Source organism: Curtobacterium sp. YR515 (genome assembly GCF_900113095.1).
Lineage (GTDB): Bacteria > Actinomycetota > Actinomycetes > Actinomycetales > Microbacteriaceae > Curtobacterium.
Genome location: NZ_FOOD01000001.1, coordinates 134,035 through 154,915, shown reverse-complemented (window position 1 = coordinate 154,915; position 20,881 = coordinate 134,035). Strand labels below are relative to the sequence as shown.

Genomic DNA, 20,881 nt, shown 5'->3' with positions numbered 1-20,881 from the left:
CGGGACTCCACGTCCCCCGGACGGGGACCGGCGAAGCGGTGGGCCACGGTGGCCCCCGGAACACCGGAGCCGTGCCAGGCGCCGGTTCAGGACTTCCGCCCCGCGGGGCGGCTCGCCCGCACGAACGGGCGGAACAGGAGGAGCGTTGGCTCGATCAGGCACCCGGCGAGCAGCCGGCGGGACGCGGACCGCGTCGCGTCGCACCAGGCCGCTCGACAACGACGGCGTCATCCCCGTGCTCGCCCGCGCCGTGCGCGAGGTCGAGGCGGCGGCGCAGCGTGGACCGCTCAAGGCGTCGAACCGTTCGAAGTTCCAGGCGGTCGCCCTGCTCATGCGCGAGGAACGCGCACGGGTCAAGGCGGACACCGAACTCACCGACTCGCAGCGCGCCGAGCAGCTCAAGCGGCTCGACGGCGTCGCGACGATCCTCGCGAAGACCGCGGCGCGGGACACCAGCGTGATCCAGCTCCTCACGGAAGAGGCGTCGGTCAGCGAGACGACCCGCACCGTGAAGCGCGACATGATGATCGCGGGCGGCATGGAGCTGCAGCCCGAGGAACTCGTCATCGCGGCGGAGCCCTCGCCGACGGTGGAGAGTCCGGTGCGTGCCGTCGTGCCGCAGGCGGTCGTGCAGCGACAGCTCGCGAACCCGTTCCTGCCGCCGGACTTCGCGCTCGCCGACCAGCCCGTCGCGCACCCGCGTCGCCTGGCGAACTGGGAGCTGTTCGGCCCGCTCTTCAAGTCGTTCGAGTACGGCGCGGGCGGGGGAGCGGCGACGATGCCGCTGCCGGAGCCCACGACGCTGCACTCGCGGTCGGGCACCACGCTCATGAAGCACCAGGCGGAGCTCATCGCCGCCGCGGCGCAGGGCCACCGCACGTTCCTGCTCGCCGACGAGCCCGGCCTCGGCAAGACCGCGCAGTCGCTCCTCGCCGCCGAGGCCGCGAACGCCTTCCCGCTGCTGGTCGTCGTGCCGAACGTCGTCAAGACGAACTGGAAGCGCGAGGCCGCCCGCTGGGTCCCGAACCGCACCGCCACGGTCATCCACGGCGACGGGGACGACCTCGACGGGTTCGCCGACATCGTCATCGTGAACTACGAGATCCTCGACCGGCACGCCGGCTGGCTCGGGAACTTCGGGTTCAAGGGCATGGTCGTCGACGAGGCGCACTTCATCAAGAACAAGGACTCGCAGCGCTCGAAGTTCGTGCTGCAGCTCGCCGAGGCGATCCGGTCGCGCACCGCGTCGCCGCTGCTGATGGCCCTCACCGGCACGCCACTGATCAACTCGGTCGAGGACTTCCGCACCATCTGGGAGTACCTCGGCTGGATCGACGACAAGAAGCCGCGCGCCAAGCTCATGAACGAGCTCGAGGAGATCGGCCTGACGCCGGCCGACCCCGGGTTCTTCGTCGAGGCCCGCAAGGCCGTCATCGACCAGGGCATCGTCCGCCGCCGCAAGGTCGACGTCGCCGCGGACATCCCGGCACGTCGGATCGCCGACATCCCCGTCGAACTCGACGACGAGGTCGGCCGCTCGATCCGCGACGCCGAGCGCGAGCTCACCGCGAAGCTCGTCAAGCGGTACCACCAGGCGCTCGACGCCCGCACCGGGCAGGACCCGGTCGTCGGCATCGACCACAAGCTCGTCCGCCAGGTCGCGCGCTGGGAGCTCGAGGACCAGGACGCCTCGCCGACCGGGGAGAACGTGTTCTCGATGGTGCGGCGCATCGGTCGGGCCAAGGCACAGCTCGCGGCGGACTACGCGGCGCAGCTCGCCTCGAACGTCGGCAAGGTCGTGTTCTTCGCGAAGCACCTCGACGTCATGGACCAGGCGGAAGAGGTGTTCGCACGTCGACACCTCCGCACCGCGACGGTCCGGGGCGACCAGACGCCGGCGCAGCGCACGGCCGAGATCGACTCGTTCGTGAACGACCCCGACGTCGCCGTGATCGTCTGCTCGCTCACCGCGGCGGGTGTCGGCCTCAACCTGCAGGTGTCGTCGAACGTCGTGCTCGCCGAGCTGTCGTGGACGAGCGCCGAGCAGACCCAGGCGATCGACCGCGTGCACCGCATCGGGCAGGAGGAGCCCGTCACGGCGTGGCGCATCATCGCCGCCCAGACGATCGACACCAAGATCGCCGAGCTCATCGACTCGAAGGCGTCCCTGGCCGCCCGCGCGCTCGACGGCTCGGACGAGGAGATCGTCGACTCCGGCGACATCCAGCTCGACGCGATGGCGGCGCTGCTGACCGAGGCGCTGGAGCGCGGCTAGGGCCGGCGCGTGCGGCGCGTGCGGCGCGTGGCGCGCATGTCTCTCGCACAACGGAAGTCCGTCCGAACCACGCGATCGCGCGGTTCGGACGGACTTCGGTTGTGCGGGGCTCCGCGGCGTCAGATGCGCGACTGGACCTCGGCGAGCGAGGGGTTCGTCGCCGTGCTGCCGTCGGGGAACACCAGCGTCGGCACGGTCTGGTTGCCGCCGTTGACCTCGGCGACGAGTTCGGCCGTGCCGGGCGTCTGCTCGATGTCGACCTCGCGGTAGGGGACCCCCGCCTTGGACATCTGGTTCTTCAGGCGCGCGCAGTAGCCACACCAGCTGGTCGTGAACATCGTGACGGCGCCGGCCTCCGGCACGAACGCGTCGCGGGTGATCGTCTCGCTCATGTGCTCAGGCTAACCCCGCCGGTTCGGGGAACACGGGGAAGCCCTGGTAGACAGGACCGCGTGAGCGACACGCACCTCGAGATCGAGCGAACCTACGACCTGCCCGAGGGCGGTGCCCTGCCGGACCTCGTCGGCATCGGCGGCATCATCCGCACCGAGCACCAGGAACCGTTCGACCTCGACGCGACGTACTGGGACACCGAGCGGTACGACCTCGTGGCCGCCCGCGTGACGGTGCGCCGACGGACCGGTGGCCCCGACGCCGGCTGGCACATCAAGCGCGCCTCGTCCGACACCGTCCGGCACGAGCAGCACTTCCCGCTCACCGACGACGCCGACACCGTCCCCGACGAGGTCCTCGCCGCACTCTTCACCGAGCGCCGTGGCCGGGGCCTCCACCCGGTGGTCCGGATCACGACGACCCGCACGGTGACGCGGCTGCTCGACGAGGACGGCGACCAGATCGCCGAGCTCGCCGACGACCAGGTCCGCGCGACGCGGCTCGACGACGACGCCCCCGAGACCCCGCGCACCTGGCGCGAGGTCGAGGTCGAGATCGTCGGCGGCGTCGACCCGCAGGTCGCCCACGAGCTCTTCGCGTCGCTGGACGGGCGCTTCGCCGCCGTCGGCGCCGGCCCCGCCGCCGTCTCGTCCAAGCTGGCACGTGGGCTGGCAGGAGCACCGGCACCGCGCCTCCAGGCCGAGGACAAGCCGGACAAGGGAACGACTGCACGCGTGCTGGTGAAGCGGCTGCGGAAGCTCCGCGCCGCGCTCCTCGCCCAGGAGGCGCGGCTCCGCTCCGGCGACGCCACCGACCTCCGGCAGGCGGCCGAGACCGCCCTCGAGATCGCCGCGATCCTCGGCGCGTACCGTCCCGCGTTCGCCGCCGGCGACGCCGTCGACCGCGCTGCTGCGGGGGCGGACGGACTCGCCGCCGTCACCGCGCGCGCTGCGTTGGCGGAGTACCTCATCGACCGGCTGCCGCGCGCGTCGACCCCGGCGCAGGACGAGCTCGTCGACGCGATGACGCGTGAGCGGATCCTGGCGGCCACCCGCGAACGTCGCGACCAGTCGGTCCGGGACGTCGTGGCGTTCCTGCACGGCGAGCCGTTCCTCGAGCTCCTCGACGCCCTCGACGACGCGGTCGAGCGACCCGCACCGACCGCGTGGGCCCTCCGGTCGCCGAAGAAGGTCGCGCAGGACGTCGTCGCCCAGGTGAAGCCGGAGGTCCGCGAACTCGTGCGCGCCGCGGTCGCCGACGACACCTCGGACACCGCCGCTGCGCGTGAGGCCGCCGACCGCGCCACGACCGAGGCCGCCTGGCAGGCGACGATGCGCGCGCGCCTGACGATGGACGTGCTCGGCGACGACGCGTTCCCGCACGCACTGTGGAAGCGGATCGGGACGGCGGCCGACGTCCTCACCGAGCGGGTGCGCTCCCTGCACGCGCTCGACACGCTGCGCACGAACGCGGCGATCGCCGAGCGCGGCGGCGAGGGCACGTTCGGGTACGGGGTGCTCGCGGGTGACCGGGTGCGCCTCGCCGAGGAGTCCTACGACGAGGCGGTGCACGCGCTCAACCGCGTGTAACGCGGCGCGCGCTCGCTTGGTGAGCAGAAATGGTCGGGTGCCGATGGGCAACCCGACCATTCCTGCTCACGAAGTCGTCACGCGGCGGGCGCCTCGTCCGCCAGCCCCAGGACGTCGAGGAGCCAGGCGAGCTCGAACGCCCGCTCCTTCCACGAGGCGTACCGGCCGCTGACCCCGCCGTGCCCCGCTGCCATCTCGGTCTTGAGCAGCACCGGAGCGCCGACCTCCCGCAGCTTCGCGGTCCACTTCGCGGGCTCGACGTACAGCACACGGGTGTCGTTGATGGACGTCACGGCGAGGATCTTCGGGTACTGCACGTCGTCGCGGACGTTCTCGTAGGGCGAGTACTCGCTCATGTACCGGTAGACCTCGGGGTCGTGCAGCGGGTCGCCCCACTCGTCCCACTCGATGACCGTCAGCGGCAGGTCGGGGTCGAGGATGCTCGTCAACGCGTCGACGAAGGGCACCGCCGCGAGGATCCCGGCGAACCGTTCCGGGGCGAGGTTCGCCACAGCGCCCATCAGGAGCCCGCCCGCGCTGCCGCCCTCGGCGACGAGCCGGTCGGCGGTGGTGCGTCCGGTGTCGATCAGGTGCGTGGCGACCGCGACGAAGTCGGAGAAGGTGTTCTTCTTCGTGAGGGTCTTGCCGTTCTCGTACCAGTGCCGACCCATCTCGCCGCCACCGCGCACGTGGGCGACGGCGAACACGACGCCGCGGTCGAGCATCGACAGGCGCATGACGCTGAACCCGGGGTCGATCGAGTGCTCGTACGAGCCGTAGCCGTAGAGGTGCAGCGGTGCCGGACGGTCGGTGTCGACCGCGTCACGGCGCCACACGAGGGAGATCGGCACGCGGGTGCCGTCGTCGGCGGTGGCCCAGTCGCGCTCCTGGACGTAGTCGGCCGGGTCGTAGCCGCCGAGCACGGGCTGACGCTTCAGGACCGTGACCTCGCCCGTCGCGAGGTCGAGGTCGCTCACCTCGGACGGGGTGACGAACGACGTGAACCCGATCCGGAGCGTCGGCTGGTCCCACTCCGGGTTGCCACCGAGCCCGGCCGAGAACAGTGCCTCGTCGAAGGGGACCTCGTGCGCGTCGCCGTAGCCGTCGCCCTCGATCGGGATGATCGCGACGCGGGGGAGCGCCTCGGACCGGTACTCGAGCGCGAGGTGTCCGGCGAAGGCGTCCACCGCCTCGATCCGACGCTCGGCGTGGTGGGCGACGACGACCCGCCGGTCACGCTCCGACGTGGGGTCGTCCGCGGGGACGTCGACGAGCTCGAAGTTCTCGGCACTGTCGTTGTGCAGGACGAGGAACCGGTCGCTGCCGCCCACGATCGCGTGCTCGATCTCGTACTCGACGCCCTCGCGCCGGGGCCACACGACCTGGAACTCGCCGGTGGGGTCGGCCGCGTCGAGGACGAGCGCCTCGGAGGTGATCTTCGACCCGAGCTCGATCACGATGTACTGCGACGACCGGGTGACCCCGACGCCGACCCAGTAGCGGTCGTCCGGCTCCTCGAACACGACGACGTCGTCGGCCGCCGGGCTGCCCACGGTGTGCCGCCAGATGCGGTCGGGCCGCCAGGAGTCGTCGACGGTCGGGTAGAACACGAAGCGCCCGGACGGGTCGAACGTCGCCCCGGACCCGGTGTTCGGGATCTCGTCGCCGAGGTCGGTGCCGGTCGTGAGGTCCCGCACGTGCAGGGTGTACCGCTCGTCGCCCTCGACGTCGATGCCGTAGACGAGCCGTGTGCCGTCGTCGCTGATGTCGTAGGAACCCAGCGAGAAGAAGTCGTGCCCGTCCGCGAGCGCGTTGCCGTCGAGGACGACCTGCTCGCCGGGGAGCGTCGCTTCGCCCTCGGTCACCGCCGGCGGGGTCCAGTCGTCCGGGCCGCTGATCGGCGCACGGCAGTGCACGCCGTACTGGCTGCCCTCGGCCGTGCGCGTGAAGTACCACCAGTCGCCCATGCGGACGGGCACCGAGAGGTCGGTCTCCTGCACGCGGTTCTTCACCTCGGCGAAGATCCGGTCGCGCAGTCCGTCGAGGTGCGCCGTCGCCTGCTCGGTGTGGCGGTTCTCGGCTTCGAGGTAGGCCAGGGTGTCCGGCGACTCCTTGTCGCGCAGCCACTCGTAGTCGTCGACGAAGTCGATGCCGTGGTGGGTCCGCGTCACGGGCCGCTTGGCGGCGGTGGGCGGGGTGGCCTGGGCGTGCTCGGTGCTCACCACCCCACCCTATTCGCCCGGTGTGTGACGGCGTCGTGGACGCGGTCGGTGAAGGCCGTCACCTCGTCGGCGACGGCCACCGCGAGCCACGCTCGGCGACGGCGCCGCTCGGTCACCGGCCGCAGCAGCTCGGCGCGGCAGAGGTCGTCGGTCACGGTGTCGATCGAGCGGGCGTCGTCGTCGAGCAGCTGCTCGAGGTGGTCCTCGGTGACGACGGGATCGTCGAGGAGGGTCCGGGCTACGGCGTCGTGCGCCCGGGTCGGCCACCACCGCGACCCGCGGGGAACCGCGGCCTCGTCGAGGAGCAGCGCCGTGACCGTGGCTTCGTCGCACACCGTGCCGATCGCGATCGCGAGGTCACGGACCCACTCGTCGACGACACCACGACGGTACCGGTCGAGGTGCCAGAAGTACCGGTCCCGCTCGGCGACCAGGGCGGTCGCGACCGGCACCGTGACGATCCGAGCGAGGCCACGACGCCGGAGCACGGCGGCGACGAGCGCGCGGCCGATCCGTCCGTTGCCGTCGGTGAACGGGTGGATCGACTCGAACTGCGCGTGCGCGATGGCCGCCTGCGCGATCGGGTGCAGGTCGTCGCGGTGGAGGAACGCGAACAGGTCGTCCATGAGCTCGGGCACGAGCGCTGCCGGCGGCGGGACGTGACGCGCGAGCCGGGGCGTGGCGCCGCCGCCGATCCAGTTCTGCACGTCCCGCCAGCGTCCGGCGTACCGGCCGTCGACCGGGTCGTCGCGCAGGAGCCGGTGGTGGGCCGCGAGCAGCGCCCGTTCCGTGATCGTGCCGGACGCCGCGGAGGACACGAGCGTCTCGATCGCCCCGCCGGCCCGGACCATCGCCGTCGCGCTGCGGTTCGCCCGGACGCCGACGACGGCCCGCGCGAGGTCGTCGAGCGTGGCGTGCTCGTCCTCGATGCGGGAGGTCGCGACGGCCTCGGTCCGGTCGAGCACGCGACCGAGCACGGCGAGCCGGTCGCCGTGATGCTCGTCGAGGTGCACGAGCGCGGCGGCGGCGCGGTCGAGCAGCGCTGCGGTGTCGGCGTCCGGGGACCAGGGGAGCCGGGCGATGCTCGGCGGGACCGACGCCACCACCGACGTCGTCTCGCGGTCGTGCCGCGGGCCGCGCACGCTGCTGCGCCAGGGCAGCGTGACGGTGGTGTGGGACGGCCAGGGGTGCTCGGTGCGGGGCATCGGTTCCTCCACGGTGGACGAGACGAGATGAGACGGGACGACGGGACGACGGGACGACCGGCCGACGACTCGACGCTAGAGCGGCCCCGGCCACCGCCGCGAGGAATCTGCATGTCGTGTGCACGGCCGCGGTGTCCGCCCCCGTCGGTACCGTGGTGGCATGAGCAACTCCTTCGTCGTGACGAACGCACACGTGGTCCCCGTCACCGCCCCCGAGTTCGACGGCGGCGCCGTCGTGGTCGAGGACGGTCGCATCACCGCGATCGGCCCGGACGTCTCGCCCCCGGCCGGGCTGCCGGTCGTCGACGCCGCGGGTGCGTGGCTCGTCCCGGGCTTCGTCGAGTCGCACGGGCACGTCGGCATCCACGAGGAGGCGAACGGCGAGGCGGGCAACGACACGAACGAGATGACCGGCCCGAACATGGCCGGGGTTCGCGCGATCGACGCGATCGACATCGACGACGAGGGCTTCCGCGACGCCCTCGCGGGTGGCATCACCTCGATCGTCGTCAAGCCCGGGTCCGGCAACCCGATCGGCGGCCAGACCGTCGCGATCAAGACCTGGGGCGGCCGCACGATCGACGAGCAGCTCATCTCCGACACGGTGAGCATCAAGAGCGCGCTGGGCGAGAACCCGAAGCGCGTGTACGGCGGCAAGGGACAGACCCCGTCCACCCGTCTCGGCGTCGCGAAGATCATCCGCGACGCCTTCGTCGAGGCCCAGAACTACCGTGCCGCCCGCGACGCCGCCGCCGCGAAGGGCGAGCCGTTCGCCCGCGACCTCACGAAGGAGGCGCTCGTCCGCGTCCTCGACGGCGAGCTCGCGTGGGACCAGCACACGCACCGCCACGACGACATCGCCACCGCGATCCGGCTGTCCGAGGAGTTCGGGTACCGCCTGGTCGTGAACCACGGCACCGAGGCGCACAAGATCGCGCACGTCCTCGCCGAGAAGGACATCCCCGTCATCTACGGCCCGCTCTTCACGAGCCGCTCGAAGGTCGAGCTCCGTGACCGCGGCATCCCGAACCTCGCGGCGATCGCGGCGGCCGGGGTCCGCGTGGCGATCACGACCGACGCCCCGGTCGTCCCGATCGGCATGCTCGTGGACCAGGCCACCGCGGCGGTGAAGGAGGGGTTGCCCCGCCAGACCGCGCTCGAGGCGCTCACGACGAACCCCGCCGACTTCCTCGGGTTCGGGGACCGCGTCGGCCGCCTCGCCGAGGGCTACGACGCCGACCTCGTCCTGTGGGACGGCGACCCGCTCGACGCGACCAGCCGCGCGACGCGCGTCTGGATCGAGGGCGAGTCCGTCTTCGAGTGGGCCGACGGCACGGGCGTCACCACGCCGCGCTGGTAGCGACCAGGTTCCGGACCGGAGGCGCGGTGCGGGCCCGCACCGCGCCTCCAGTCCGCCGCCCGCAGGCGGGTCTCAGACCTCGCGCGCCAGCAGGAAGTCGTTGATGCGCGTCGTGAGTTCCGCGTCGATCGCCCGCGCGACACCGTTCACCGACCGGATCGGCGCCGCCTGGCGCACGCTCGAGACGAGCCAGGCCGCGTCCGCCGCGTGGAAGTCGTCCAGCGTGACGAGCTCGTAGGCGGTCTCGATGCCCGCTTCCTCGGCGAAGCGGAACACGTCCGCCTGCGTCGTCCCGGCGAGGATCCCGATGTCGGTGCGCGGCGTCACGAGCTGCCCGCCGACGGACAGGACGAGGTTCGCGCGTGTGCCCTCGAGCACGTAGCCGTCCGTCGACACGAACACGGCGTCGTCCGCTCCGCGTCGGCCGGCCTCGCGGAGCGCTGCCATGTTCACCGCGTACGACAGCGTCTTCGCGCCCTGCAGCAGCCACGGGGACGTCCGCTCGACGTCGTGTCGGTAGCCGCGGTCGAGCGTGACGACGGAGATGCCCTCGGTGCGTGCGGCGGTCGAGTCGCCGGACGGTGCCGCGTAGACCCACCCCGTCGGGCGGTCCGAGCCCTCGACGCCGCGGGTGAGGACGGTCTTGACGAAGGCCTCGCGGACCGGGTCGAGCCGGGCGCACACCGCCTCGATCGCCCGGCGCCAGGCGTCGGTGTCGGGTGCGGGCAGGTCGAGCATCGCGGCCGAGCGGCCGAAGCGGGCCAGGTGTGCCTCGAGCGCCTGCGGGTGCCCGTCGATCACGGTGACGGTCTCGAAGACCCCGTCGCCGCGGATGATGCCGAGGTCCTGCACCTGGACGTGCTCCTCGAGGGGCTTCGCCCACGTGAACGCGTCCGCCGCGGGGTCGTGCGGCGCGCGGTCGCGGGAGGGCTGGTTCAGGACGGCGAGCACGGTTTCGGTCATGGGGCCATCCAACCGCAGCCCGGCCGGGAACGACCTAGCCGGCTTCGGGGAGCGCGCCCATGAGCTTCCACACCGCCGGCGTCAGCTCGGGGTGCTGCAGCGCGATGCGGCGGAGCCGGTGGTACTCCTCGCCGAGGCGGGTGCCCTGCCCGGAGGCGGGGTGCATCGACCACTGCGCGCTCCGCTGCCCGATCGCGGCGTCCAGCTCGACCGCGTCGGCGCGGAGGATGAGCACGACCTGCTCGTCCACGGTGGGGAGCGTCGGCATGAACTCCCACGGGTCCTCGCCCTGGCGGCTGCGGTGCTCGACGATCATCGAGATCTCCTCGGCTGCCTCGGCGCGCAGCACTTCGAGGCTGCGCCCGGTCCTGCCCGGCTCAGCCATGGTGCCCCCGCAGCGTGCCCGCCATGGAAAAAGCCTACGCCAGAACTTCGGCCAGACTGGACGCGTGACCCCACGCGACCCGAGCAAGTCCCAGCACCCAGCGGTGGTCGTCGTCTACCTCGTGCGCGACGGCGAGCAGGGCCCCGAGGTGCTCCTCGGGGAGAAGCGACGCGGCCTCGGGACCGGCCGGCTCGTCGGACCCGGCGGCAAGCGGGAACCGGGGGAGTCCGCCGTCGAGACGGCGGTGCGCGAGGTCGCGGAAGAGGTCGGCCTGCGGATCGACGCGGCGGACCTGGAGGCGCGGGGCACGTTGGACTACCGGTTCCCGTACCGCCCGTCCTGGTCCCAGGTCTCGGACGTCTTCGTCTGCCGCCGCTGGCAGGGCAGCCCGTCGGGCAGCGACGAACTCGAACCCCGCTGGATACCGGTCGACGCCGTGCCGTTCGACGCGATGTGGGACGACGCGAAGTACTGGTTGCCGGGCGTGCTCGGCGGGGGATCGGTGCGGGCGCGGTTCACGTTCGCCGAGGACGATGCCACGGTGTCGGGCTACACCGGCACCGGGGTCGCTGCGCCGTCCGGACCCTGACCCGTCGCCGTCCGAGCGCGTCGTCCTACCGGGTGGGGGTCTGCGTGCGGGTGCTGCCGGTGCGGGCTTCCTCGGCCGCGGCGATGACCTCGGCGTCACCGCTCCGTCCGCCGAGCGGGCGCACGAAGAAGTCGATGATGCCGAACACGATCGCGCCGATCATCGCGAACATCGCCCAGCCGACGAACAGCCCGGCGACGTTGCGGCCGTCGGCGGGGGCGAGCAGCACACTCGCCGCGTAGAACCCGACCGTCAGCACGAGGAACACGACGACGACGGTGACGAGGACGCGGTGCCAGGCGATGCGCGGGTTCATGCCCCCAGGATACGCGCCGTGCGGACGCGGTCCGGGCGTCGGTCGTGTCGATGCGCGTGTACCGTGCGACATGACGCGAGTCGATCGACTGGCACAGTGTCGAAGTGTGCACGTGCATCGGATGCGTGTGCACCGTTCGACATCGTGCCCGTCGATCGACGCGTGCGATGTCGGAACATGCACACGCACGGGCACCGCACACGCACGGGCGCCGCACACGCACGAGCGACGCGCGCGGGGCTGCGCGCGCAGCCCGGGCTCAGCGGTCCGCGTGCCGACCGTGCGGGCGCTCACCGGCGCCGTCGGCGGGGCGGCCCGTGGCGTCGGCGCGACCCGGTGCCCTGGACCCGTCCGCCCGTGGGACGGGACGGGTGCGGGGGCCGGTCGCCGCGCCTCCTGGACGCTGCACCGGACCGGTGCGGTCCCCACGGACGACGGGGATGCGACCCGTGGGCGTGGTCTCGGTCTCGAGGCCGTCGCGACCGCCCATGAAGACGTCGCCGCCGACGCGTTCGTCCTCCCAGTCGTCGTCGTGGAGGACGCTCAGCGTGCCGGTCTCGGTCGAGGTGAGCCCGTGGCGCTCGAGCTCGGCGTCGCGCTGCTTGCCGAGGAACTCGCGGTTCGCGGTCTGGGCGTCCTGGAACATCGTCGTGCGGCCGGTGACGATGGCACGGATGCGTCGGCGCTCCCACCACTGCTTGCCGAAGTACATGAGGACGAGTCCGGCGCCGGCGTAGCAGGCCATCGTGATGAGGCCGCGCGAGTACGACGGGCCGACGCCGTAGATCTGGTGCTTGATCATGTCGACCATGCTCGAGCCGACGACGACGTTGTTGAGCCACGCGAACGGCTCCGGCATGAACCACTTCGGGTAGGCGCCGCCGGACGACGGCATCGACAGGAAGACGAAGCAGATCATGGCCGGCGCGGCGATGAACCGGCCGACGAAGTAGCTCAGCCCGTTGACGGCGAGGCCGATCGCGACGATCCAGCCCCAGGCGATGAGGACGAGCTCGATCCAGTGTCCGTGGATGGCGCCGACCACGGGCCCGGCGAGGGTGTTCGTGATGAGCGAGATGACCAGGCCACCGACGACGATGACGGCCATGCGGGTGCGGTGCCGGAGCGGGCCGCCCATGATGCCGATGAACATCGCGACCATGTAGCCGCCGATGCACCAGGCGAGCATGACGTACATGGCGACGGTGCCGTACTCGTCCCAGGCGGGCAGCGGAGCCAGTTCGGTCACGGTGGGGGCAGCGACCCCGATGCCGGTCAGGACGGTGCTCAGCGTCACGGGCACGAGCGAGGCGACCTGGAACTGGTGTGCGGTGGCCTTGAAGACCTCGTTCGTCGAGGGGTCGTACGCCACGGCCATGGTGCCGGCGAGTACGTCGCGCTTCGCCTGCGCGAGGGAGTCGTAGGTGTGGAAGAGGTACTCGCCCGGCAGCGCCTTCTGCATCGCGGCCACCAGGGTCGGGTCGCTGCCGACGAGGGCCACGGGGACGTCGTGCGGGTGCGGGGCGTGGAACGCGAAGACGTAGCACAGGCAGAAGCCGACGATGAAGAACAGCGGCATCCAGAGCTGCAGGCCGATCAACTGGAGCGACGGGTGCAGCGTCCCGAACCAGCGCCGGTAGCCGCTGATGCGCTGCGGTTCCGGGACGGGTGCCTGCCGGACGCGACCGGAACCACCGGAGCCGGTTCGGGTCGGCCGGGTGCCGGCGACCGGGGCACCGCGTCGGGGCTTCGAACCACCGCGGGTGGACGGACGTGTCGTGCGCTGCTTGGGAGCGGATGACTGCCGCGGCCCCCCGTCACGATCCGGGAGGTCGTTGTTCCTGGGGACGTCGTTCCGCGGCGTGCTCACTCGGCGATGCGCTCCTGTTCTGGGTCGGGCCGCCAGGATACGCCCGGGATCCTGGTCGCGGTCAGGACCGGCTGCGCGACGCCTGCGCCGAGTCCATCGCGAGTTCCTCGGCGTCGAGGGTCACGAGCACGCGGCGCATGACCTCCTCGTCGAGGTTGCCCTTCTCGCGTTCCTCGAGCACGATCTCGCGACGACGGTCGAGCAGTTCCCGCCGGATGTCCTGGATCTGCGCACCCCGCAGGCGGACCGGGGCGTTGCGCTCCTCGTCCTCCTCTTCCTCGGCGTCGCGGCGGAACGTCTCCGCCTGGCGCTCGAGCCGGGCCTTGAGCCGGTTCACCACGGCGTCGACGGCCTCGTCGCCGTACTGCTTCGACCAGTCCGGACGTCGCTTCTCGAGCAGCTCGATCGCGGCCTCGGTCGTGCGCTGGTTGAGGCGCATCTCGCTGCGGACGTCCTCCTCGCCCTCGGCCGGGTCCTGCACCTTGAGCGACCGGATCACGAAGGGCAGGGTGAGTCCCTGGAGCAGGAGGGTCCCCACCGTCACGATGAACGCGATGATGAAGATGGTGTCCTGGGCCTTGATGTCGACCGGGTTCGCCACGACCGACACGGCGGCGGCGAGGGTCACCACGCCCCGCATGCCCGTCCACGAGATGACGGTGAGCTCGCGCCAGTTGAGCTTCGGTTCCGCCGAGCCGCGCATCCACCGCAGGGACGGATGGCCGCGGGAGAGCCGGATGCGCAGGGGTCGGAACCACCTGCCGTTGAAGCGGTTGCGCACGTAGGACTCGAACACGAAGAGCGGCCGCACGAGGATCACCACCACGAGCACCACGGCCGCGGCGGTCAGGGTCTGCCCGAGGCTGCGCTCGCTCTCGACGAGGTCCTGCACGACGGTGTTGAGCTGGAGGCCGATGAGGGCGAAGACGAACCCCTCGAGGATGACGTCGATGCTCGTCCAGAGCGGGCGCTCCTGCAGCCGGGTCGCGTAGCCCTCCTTCGGCGAGTTGTAGCCGATGTAGAGGCCGGCGGTCACCACCGCGATCACCCCGGAGCCGGAGAGGTCCTCGGCGAGGATGTACGCGACGAACGGCAGCAGGATGCTCATGATCGTCTCGACCACCGGGTCGTTGATCCGCATCCGGATCCAGTGCACCGCGACGCCGAGGACGATGCCGACCGCCAGCCCGACGCCGATCGCGAGGCCGAAGATCCCGAGGTCCTGCCAGATCGTGAGCGAGGTACCCGCCGCGATCAGGGTGAACACGCGCACGAGCGTCAGGGACGCGGCGTCGTTGATGAGGCTCTCGCCGGACAGCACCGTCATCACGCGGCGGGGGAGCCCGAGCTTCCGGCCGATCGCGGCGGCCGACACCGCGTCCGGCGGGGCGACGATCGCGCCGAGCAGGATCGCCGCGGGCCAGTCCATGTCGGGGATGATGATGTACGCCGCGAGGCCGACGGCCAGTGCCGTGATGATCACGAGGAAGATGCCGAGTCGACGGATCTGCTTGATCGACTGCCGGAAGCTCTGCCACGACACGTCGAGCGCCGCCGAGTAGAGCAGCGGCGGCAGGATGATCGTCAGGATGACCTCGGAGTCGATCTCGATCGGCGGGAGGCCGGGCAGGAACGACGCGGCCAGGGCGACGGCCGTCACGAGCAGTGGCGCCGGCAGTCCCTTCGCCCGAGCGAACCCCGTCACCGCGAGCGATCCGACCAACAGGATGAGGAGCTCGACGGTGTCCATGCCGTCCATTCTCCCATCGGAATGGTTCCGGATCTGAACGAGTCCGAAGGCGACATGAACAGCAGGTGTCCGACAGGGTTTGCCAGGCGGCGTCCAGCCTGGGACACTTGCCCGCGGTGGACATCACACTCATAGTCGTCCTGGTCATCGCGTTGGCCCTCTTCTTCGACTTCACAAACGGTTTTCACGACACCGCCAACGCGATGGCGACCCCGATCGCCACCGGTGCGATGAAGCCCAAGGTGGCCGTCACGGTCGCCGCGGTGCTCAACCTCGTCGGTGCGTTCCTCAGCACCGCGGTGGCGACGTCGATCTCGCACGGCCTCATCAACGAGGGGCCCGGAGGCGTGGCGATCAGCCCGGAGATGATCTTCGCCGGGCTCATCGGGGCGGTCGTCTGGAACATGATCACGTGGCTGCGCGGCCTGCCGTCGTCGTCCTCGCACGCGCTGTTCGGCGGGCTCATCGGTGCCGCGATCGTCGGTGCGGGGTTCAACGCCGTCAACTACGCGGCCCTGCTGACGGTGGTGATCATCCCCGCGTTCCTCTCGCCGGTGATCGCCGCGCTGGTCTCGTTCCTGTCCACGCGGATCGCGTACCGGATCACCCGGCGCCCGGTCTTCCCGAACGAGCGCGGCGGCTTCCGCATCGGCCAGGTCTTCACGAGCTCGATGGTGTCGCTCGCGCACGGCACGAACGACGCGCAGAAGACGATGGGCGTCATCACGCTGACCCTCATCGCCTCGGGTGCGCAGTCGTCCGAGCAGGGCGTCCAGTTCTGGGTCGTCATCGCCTGCGCCCTGGCGATCGCCCTCGGCACGTACACCGGCGGGTGGCGCATCATCCGCACGCTCGGGTCCGGCATCACCGAGATCCGCGCGACGCAGGGCTTCGCGGCCGAGGCCTCGACCGCGGCGACGATCCTCGCCTCGAGCCACCTCGGCTTCGCGCTGTCCACCACGCAGGTGTCCTCCGGATCGATCATCGGCGCCGGTCTGGGCCGCCGCGGGTCGAAGATCCAGTGGTCCACCGCCGGCAAGATCGTGATCGCCTGGTTCATCACCCTCCCGGCCGCCGCTGCCGTCGGCGCGGTCGCGTCCGGCATCGCCCGCCTCGGCGTCACGGGCCTCGTCATCGACGCGGTCGTCGGCGCCGCGGTGATCCTCGGGCTCTACCTGTGGTCGCTCCGCAAGCCGCACGAGCAGGCCGCGGCGATCGAGGTGGACGTCGCAGCCAACGCGGTGTTCACCCGCAAGGAGCTGCGTGACCTGCAGCGGAAGAAGCGCGCCGAGACCGTCGCCGCGCGTCGAGCCGAGCTGAGCCGCGAGCGCACCCTGCGCCGCATGGCCGGCCGCAAGGGAGGACGACGCTGATGGGCATCGACTGGTTCGCCTTCCTCACCGTGGCGATCGTGTCGCTCGTCGGCGCGTGCTTCGTGGTCACCGTGTACTCGATCGGCCTCCGCTTCTGGAGCGCCGCCGACACCCGCGCCGGCAAGTTCACCGTGAAGGACGACGGCACGATCGGTCCGGCGACGGTCGGGTTCCCGCACCCGTCGAACGTCACGACCGCCGTGCGCTGGTTCCGGACGCTGTCCGTCGCCTGCTTCGTCGTCTGCGGCGCGGCCGTCCTCTACGGCATCTACCTCATCGTCCCGCAGTTCCACTGACGCATCCCGCGCCGACCGGCGTGCGCGCCCTGGGCGCGACCCCCTGACGGCCTGGAGGCACGGTGCCGACCCGCACCGCGCCTCCAGGCCGTCACCGCGCGCGTCCACGGCGCCACCCGCGACGTCCGCGCACGTCGCGACGCGCCCGCCCGGGCCGGGGCCCGGCCCCGACCGGCCGGACGGGCTACCCTCGTGGGCGTGACCGGCAACGAAGCAGCACAGACCCGTACCGAGACCGACTCCCTGGGGTCGCGTGACGTCCCAGCGGACGCGTACTGGGGCATCAACACCCTCCGCGCCCTCGAGAACTTCCCCATCACCTCGGTGCCGATCGCGGTCTACCCGGACCTCATCGAGGCCCTCGCGACCGTCAAGCAGGCGGCCGCCCGGGCGAACAAGGCGATCGGGGTGCTCGACGCCGAGCGTGCCGACGCCATCGACCGTGCCGCGCAGGAGGTCCGCGACGGCTCGCTCCGGGACCAGTTCGTCGTCGACATCGTGCAGGGCGGTGCCGGTACCTCGACGAACATGAACACGAACGAGGTGCTCGCGAACCGTGCCCTCGAGCTCCTCGGCCGCGAGAAGGGCGACTACGGGTACCTGCACCCGATCGACCACGTCAACCGCAGCCAGTCGACGAACGACACGTACCCGACGAGCATCAAGCTCGCGATGATCCTCGGCGTGCGGCGGCTCGTGTCGCAGCTCGAGGCGCTGTCCGACGCCTTCGCGGAGCGCGGGCACGCCTTCCAGGACGTGCTGAAGATCGGACGCACGCAGCTGCAGGACGCGGTGCCGATGACCCTCGGGCAGGAGTTCACCGGCTTCTCGCACACCATCCAGGAGGACGTCCTCCTGCTCAAGACGGTCATGCCGCTGCTCGCCGAGACGAACCTCGGCGCGACGGCGATCGGCACCGGCATCACGGCCGACCCCCAGTACCGCGACGAGGTCCGCCGCCAGCTGCAGGTCGCGTCCGGGCTCGACATCGTGACGGCACCGGACCTCATCGAGGCGACGAGCGACGCCGGCGCGTTCATGACCCTGTCCGGCACCGTGAAGCGGAGCGCGGCGAAGCTCTCGAAGATCTGCAACGACCTGCGGCTGCTGGCCTCGGGTCCGCAGGCCGGCCTGGGGGAGATCACGCTCCCGGCGCGGCAGGCGGGGTCCTCGATCATGCCCGGCAAGGTGAACCCGGTCATCCCCGAGGTCGTGAACCAGATCGCGTTCGCGGTCGTGGGGGCGGACACCACGGTCACGATGGCGGCCGAGGGCGGGCAGCTGCAGCTCAACGCGTTCGAGCCGATCATCGCCCACTCGATCCTGCAGTCGCTGCAGTGGATGGCGAGCGGGTGCGCGACGCTCCGGGTGAACTGCGTGGCCGGGATCGAGGCGAACGAGGCGAAGCTCGCAGCACAGGTCGACACGAACGTCGGCGTCGTCACTGCGCTCACGCCGTACATCGGGTACGCGGCCGCGGCGTCGATCGCGCACACGGCGTTGACGACTTCGACGCCCATCTCGACGCTCGTGACCGCGGCGGGGCTCATGGAGGAGGACCAGGTCCAGCGCGTCCTGAGCCCGGCGCGGCTGTCGGGCATCGAGATGGCGACGGGGGCGATCCCGGTCGTCACCGAGGAGATGCTCGACCGGGCGGCGCGCGAGCGCTGACGCGCGGCGGGGTCGCGGCGCGCGAGCGCTGACGCGGGGCGCCTACGGCATCGGCGGCTCGCCGACCCGCACCTGCCGGGACAGGTCCCGCAGGTGTTCTGCTGCTTCGGCCTGGGCAGGATCGGCGTCGTCCTCGGCCGCCCGCTGCGCCGCGATCGTCCGGACGTGGTGTGCGGCGGCGATGTCGGCGTCCCGCCACCGGGCGAGCGTGAAGTTCCGCGTGACGTCCCGCAGCGGCAGCCGGATGGACTCGTCGGCCTCGATCCCGGCGAGGAGCTGGCGCATCCGGATCACCTCGGAGTCGAGCTCACCGCCCACCACGAGCACGAAGTTCGAGATGTACAGGTACACGAGCAGCAGGATCGCGCCACCGAGCCACCCGTAGGCCTTGTTGCCGCCGCCGATCGTCTCGACGTAGAGCGAGAACCCGAGCGTCGCCAGTGCCCACGTCACGATGGCGAACCCGGCACCGGCGGACACCCACCGCAGCTGCGGCGTCTTCACGTTCGGCGTCGCGTAGTACAGCACCGCGACCATCACGACGAGGTCGGCGGCGAGGATCGGCCACTTCACCACGTTCCAGAGGTCGTCGATCCACGGCGCCCACCCGAAGGAGCGGATGACCGCGGCGGAGATCGTCGGGGTGCCGAGCAGGATCACGATCGCGATCGCACCGCCGGCCATCACGAGCAGCGTGACGAGGAGCATCATGCTGCGGAACTTCCAGATGCGACGCCCCTCCTCGACCTCGTAGGCGGTGTTCATCGCCCGGCCGAACGCCGTCGCGTACCCGGAGAGCGACCACAGCGTCAGCACGACGCCGATCGCGAAGCCGAGCCACGGGTTGTCCAGGGTGAGGAGCTGCCGGAGCGGACCCTCGAGGTGCGAGGCCGTCTCGGGGCGGACGATGAACCCGAGGATCCCGATGATGTCCTCGAGGCTGTCGCCCTGCCGGTCCACGATCGACAGGGCCGACACCACGGTCAGCGTCGTCGGGAACACCGTGAGCAGCGCGAAGAACGTCAGCGACGCCGCCGCGTCGACGACGCGGTGCCGGATGACCGAGTGGTAGGTGCGCCGGACCACGGCGCGGACTCCCGTCCGCTGGAGGTCGCGCGATGCGCTGTCCGGCATGCGTTGTACGGTACCCGACACCTGCGGGCCAGGAGGCGCGGTGGCGGCCCGCACCGCGCCTCCCGTCCGGTCGACGGTCGCGTCCGGCGGCCGCTCCGCTCGTCAGTTCGCGTGCGGGTGCCGTGCGTCGTACCGGCGGAAGGACGGCACCGCACGGAGGAGCAGCGCGACCAGGCCGATGATCAGCACGCCGCCGATGATCGGCGGGTACGCGATGCCGGCGGCGACCACCAGCCCCGCGTAGAGGTCGCCCAGCCGCGGTCCACCGGTGACGACGACGATGAAGATGCCCTGCAGGCGTCCGCGCATGCCGTCCGGGGAAGCGGCCTGCAGGATCGTGTTCCGGAACACCGAGCTGACGTTGTCCGCGCCGCCGGCCGCCGCGAGGAAGAGTGCCGCGAGGCCGAGCGCGGGCAGGATGCCGGTGCTGAACGCGTCGCCCTCGCGGCCGCCGAGCGCGTGGGCGCAGGCGATGACCACGCCGAACGCCGCGATGGCGCCACCGTAGGCGGTGATCGCCCAGCCGACCGCCTCGCCCTGGCGGCGGACGTGTCCGAGCGGACCGGAGAAGACGCTCGAGAGCAGGGCTCCGATCGCGTACGCCGCGGTGAGGGTGCCGACGGTGATCGACCCGCCGCCGATCACGAGCGCACCGATCGCGGGGAAGAGCACGCGGGGCTGCCCGAACGTCATCGCGACGATGTCGAGCACGAACGTCATGGTGATGTTCCGCGACCGTCGGAGGAACCGCGCCCCCTCGACGAGCGAGCTGAGCCCCGGACGGAGCGCGTCCCGGTCGGCGGCCATCCGCGGCAGGGTGAACACCCCGAGGAACGCGAACGTGAACAGGACCACGTCGATCGTGTACGTCGGGGCGAAGCCGACGGCCGCGATGAGCACGCCCGCGACCGCGGGACCCACCGTGACCTGGAACCCCGAGGCGATGCCGCCGAGGGCGCTCGCCGCCGGCAGCAGGTCCGTGCCCACGAGCCGGGGCACGATCGCGGAGCGGGACGCGTTGCTCACGGTCGCGGCGACGGCGTTGACCGTGGCGAGGACGTAGAGCAGGGCGACGCTGTGCAGTCCGAGCCAGGCGTGCGTGGCGATCAGGGCCACGGCGGCCCAGGCGATCACGGCGGACACGAGTGCGACGGTGCGCCGGTCGAACGCGTCGGCGAGCATGCCGCCGTAGAGGCCGGCGACGATCATCGGCAGGAGCGCGATCACGCCGACGAGGGCGACCGCGAAGGTCGAGCCGGTGATGTCGTAGACCTCGAGGCCGACGGCGACGGTGGTCATCTGCGTGCCGATGCCGGCGATGGCGGTGCCGAGCCAGAGCCGGGCGAACGCGGGGGAGCGGCGGAGCGGGGTGAGGTCGGCGAGGAGACGGCGTCGGCGCTCGCCGGTCGGTGTGGATGATGTCACGGTGGAACCATTCTGGGGGCTGCGGCGCCGTCCGTGGACGTGCGGGGCCGTGTCCGCGCTCTCTG

Annotated in this window: 17 protein-coding genes; 7 read left to right on the top strand and 10 right to left on the bottom strand. The window is 71.6% G+C overall.

From position 1 onward, the window contains the following. The first annotated feature begins 145 nt into the window (after window positions 1-145). Complete coding sequence (locus BM028_RS00755; protein WP_070416539.1) at window positions 146-2,275, top strand: DEAD/DEAH box helicase; 2,130 nt, start codon at window positions 146-148, stop codon at window positions 2,273-2,275. A 119-nt stretch (window positions 2,276-2,394) separates the two neighbouring features. Here the strand turns inward: BM028_RS00755 and BM028_RS18380 are convergent, their stop codons facing one another. After that, window positions 2,395-2,667 (bottom strand): mycoredoxin, encoded by a 273-nt coding sequence (locus BM028_RS18380; protein ID WP_070416538.1) that lies wholly within the window; start codon window positions 2,665-2,667, stop codon window positions 2,395-2,397. Window positions 2,668-2,727: 60 nt separating this feature from the next. Between BM028_RS18380 and BM028_RS00750 the strand changes: the two genes are divergently transcribed. Next, window positions 2,728-4,257 (top strand): CYTH domain-containing protein, encoded by a 1,530-nt coding sequence (locus BM028_RS00750; protein WP_071301692.1) that lies wholly within the window; start codon window positions 2,728-2,730, stop codon window positions 4,255-4,257. Between the two features lie 77 nt (window positions 4,258-4,334). Here the strand turns inward: BM028_RS00750 and BM028_RS00745 are convergent, their stop codons facing one another. Continuing rightward, a complete protein-coding gene (locus BM028_RS00745) occupies window positions 4,335-6,479 on the bottom strand; it encodes a S9 family peptidase (RefSeq protein ID WP_092384858.1) in 2,145 nt (714 codons plus the stop codon). Next, window positions 6,476-7,684, bottom strand: a complete 1,209-nt coding sequence (locus tag BM028_RS00740; RefSeq protein WP_092383992.1) for a Fic family protein — start codon at window positions 7,682-7,684, stop codon at window positions 6,476-6,478. Before BM028_RS00740 ends, BM028_RS00745 begins: the two co-directional genes overlap by 4 nt. Before the next feature lie 160 nt (window positions 7,685-7,844). On the opposite strand from BM028_RS00740, the gene BM028_RS00735 reads away from it, so the two are divergent. Beyond that, window positions 7,845-9,044: an amidohydrolase gene (locus tag BM028_RS00735; RefSeq protein WP_092383990.1), complete on the top strand. Its 1,200-nt coding sequence runs from the start codon at window positions 7,845-7,847 to the stop codon at window positions 9,042-9,044. A 72-nt stretch (window positions 9,045-9,116) separates the two neighbouring features. Here BM028_RS00735 and BM028_RS00730 read toward each other — a convergent pair whose 3' ends face one another. After that, window positions 9,117-10,007, bottom strand: coding sequence for an aminodeoxychorismate lyase (locus BM028_RS00730; protein ID WP_092383988.1), 891 nt, complete (start codon window positions 10,005-10,007; stop codon window positions 9,117-9,119). 34 nt (window positions 10,008-10,041) lie between these two features. Further along, the gene (locus tag BM028_RS00725) at window positions 10,042-10,392 is read right to left on the bottom strand and encodes a tryptophan synthase subunit alpha (RefSeq protein WP_070416534.1); all 351 of its coding nucleotides are present in this window, start codon (window positions 10,390-10,392) and stop codon (window positions 10,042-10,044) included. A gap of 64 nt (window positions 10,393-10,456) precedes the next feature. On the opposite strand from BM028_RS00725, the gene BM028_RS00720 reads away from it, so the two are divergent. After that, window positions 10,457-10,981 (top strand): 8-oxo-dGTP diphosphatase, encoded by a 525-nt coding sequence (locus BM028_RS00720; RefSeq protein WP_175475779.1) that lies wholly within the window; start codon window positions 10,457-10,459, stop codon window positions 10,979-10,981. Window positions 10,982-11,006: 25 nt separating this feature from the next. Here BM028_RS00720 and BM028_RS00715 read toward each other — a convergent pair whose 3' ends face one another. The 3 genes from BM028_RS00715 to BM028_RS00705 form a co-directional block, all read right to left on the bottom strand. Continuing rightward, entirely contained in the window at window positions 11,007-11,297 is a 291-nt protein-coding gene (locus tag BM028_RS00715; RefSeq protein WP_071295411.1) for a hypothetical protein, read from the bottom strand. Window positions 11,298-11,556: 259 nt separating this feature from the next. After that, a complete protein-coding gene (locus tag BM028_RS00710) occupies window positions 11,557-13,167 on the bottom strand; it encodes an ABC transporter permease (protein WP_092383986.1) in 1,611 nt (536 codons plus the stop codon). A gap of 61 nt (window positions 13,168-13,228) precedes the next feature. Then, on the bottom strand, window positions 13,229-14,917 hold the full coding sequence (locus BM028_RS00705; protein WP_071295413.1) for a cation:proton antiporter: 1,689 nt from the start codon (window positions 14,915-14,917) through the stop codon (window positions 13,229-13,231). A gap of 116 nt (window positions 14,918-15,033) precedes the next feature. Between BM028_RS00705 and BM028_RS00700 the strand changes: the two genes are divergently transcribed. The 3 genes from BM028_RS00700 to BM028_RS00690 all read left to right on the top strand — a co-directional run bounded on the left by BM028_RS00700 (window position 15,034) and on the right by BM028_RS00690 (window position 18,257). Then, window positions 15,034-16,290 carry an inorganic phosphate transporter gene (locus BM028_RS00700; RefSeq protein WP_083294992.1) on the top strand — a complete coding sequence of 419 codons (1,257 nt, stop codon included), beginning with the start codon at window positions 15,034-15,036 and terminating at the stop codon, window positions 16,288-16,290. Continuing rightward, window positions 16,290-16,586, top strand: a complete 297-nt coding sequence (locus tag BM028_RS00695; RefSeq protein ID WP_071301687.1) for a hypothetical protein — start codon at window positions 16,290-16,292, stop codon at window positions 16,584-16,586. Before BM028_RS00700 ends, BM028_RS00695 begins: the two co-directional genes overlap by 1 nt. 198 nt (window positions 16,587-16,784) lie before the next feature. Then, window positions 16,785-18,257, top strand: coding sequence for an aspartate ammonia-lyase (locus BM028_RS00690; RefSeq protein WP_092384854.1), 1,473 nt, complete (start codon window positions 16,785-16,787; stop codon window positions 18,255-18,257). A gap of 42 nt (window positions 18,258-18,299) precedes the next feature. Here BM028_RS00690 and BM028_RS00685 read toward each other — a convergent pair whose 3' ends face one another. After that, window positions 18,300-19,391 carry a YihY/virulence factor BrkB family protein gene (locus BM028_RS00685; protein WP_071301686.1) on the bottom strand — a complete coding sequence of 364 codons (1,092 nt, stop codon included), beginning with the start codon at window positions 19,389-19,391 and terminating at the stop codon, window positions 18,300-18,302. Window positions 19,392-19,493: 102 nt separating this feature from the next. Next, window positions 19,494-20,816, bottom strand: coding sequence for an MFS transporter (locus BM028_RS00680; protein ID WP_083403314.1), 1,323 nt, complete (start codon window positions 20,814-20,816; stop codon window positions 19,494-19,496). Window positions 20,817-20,881: the final 65 nt, after the last annotated feature.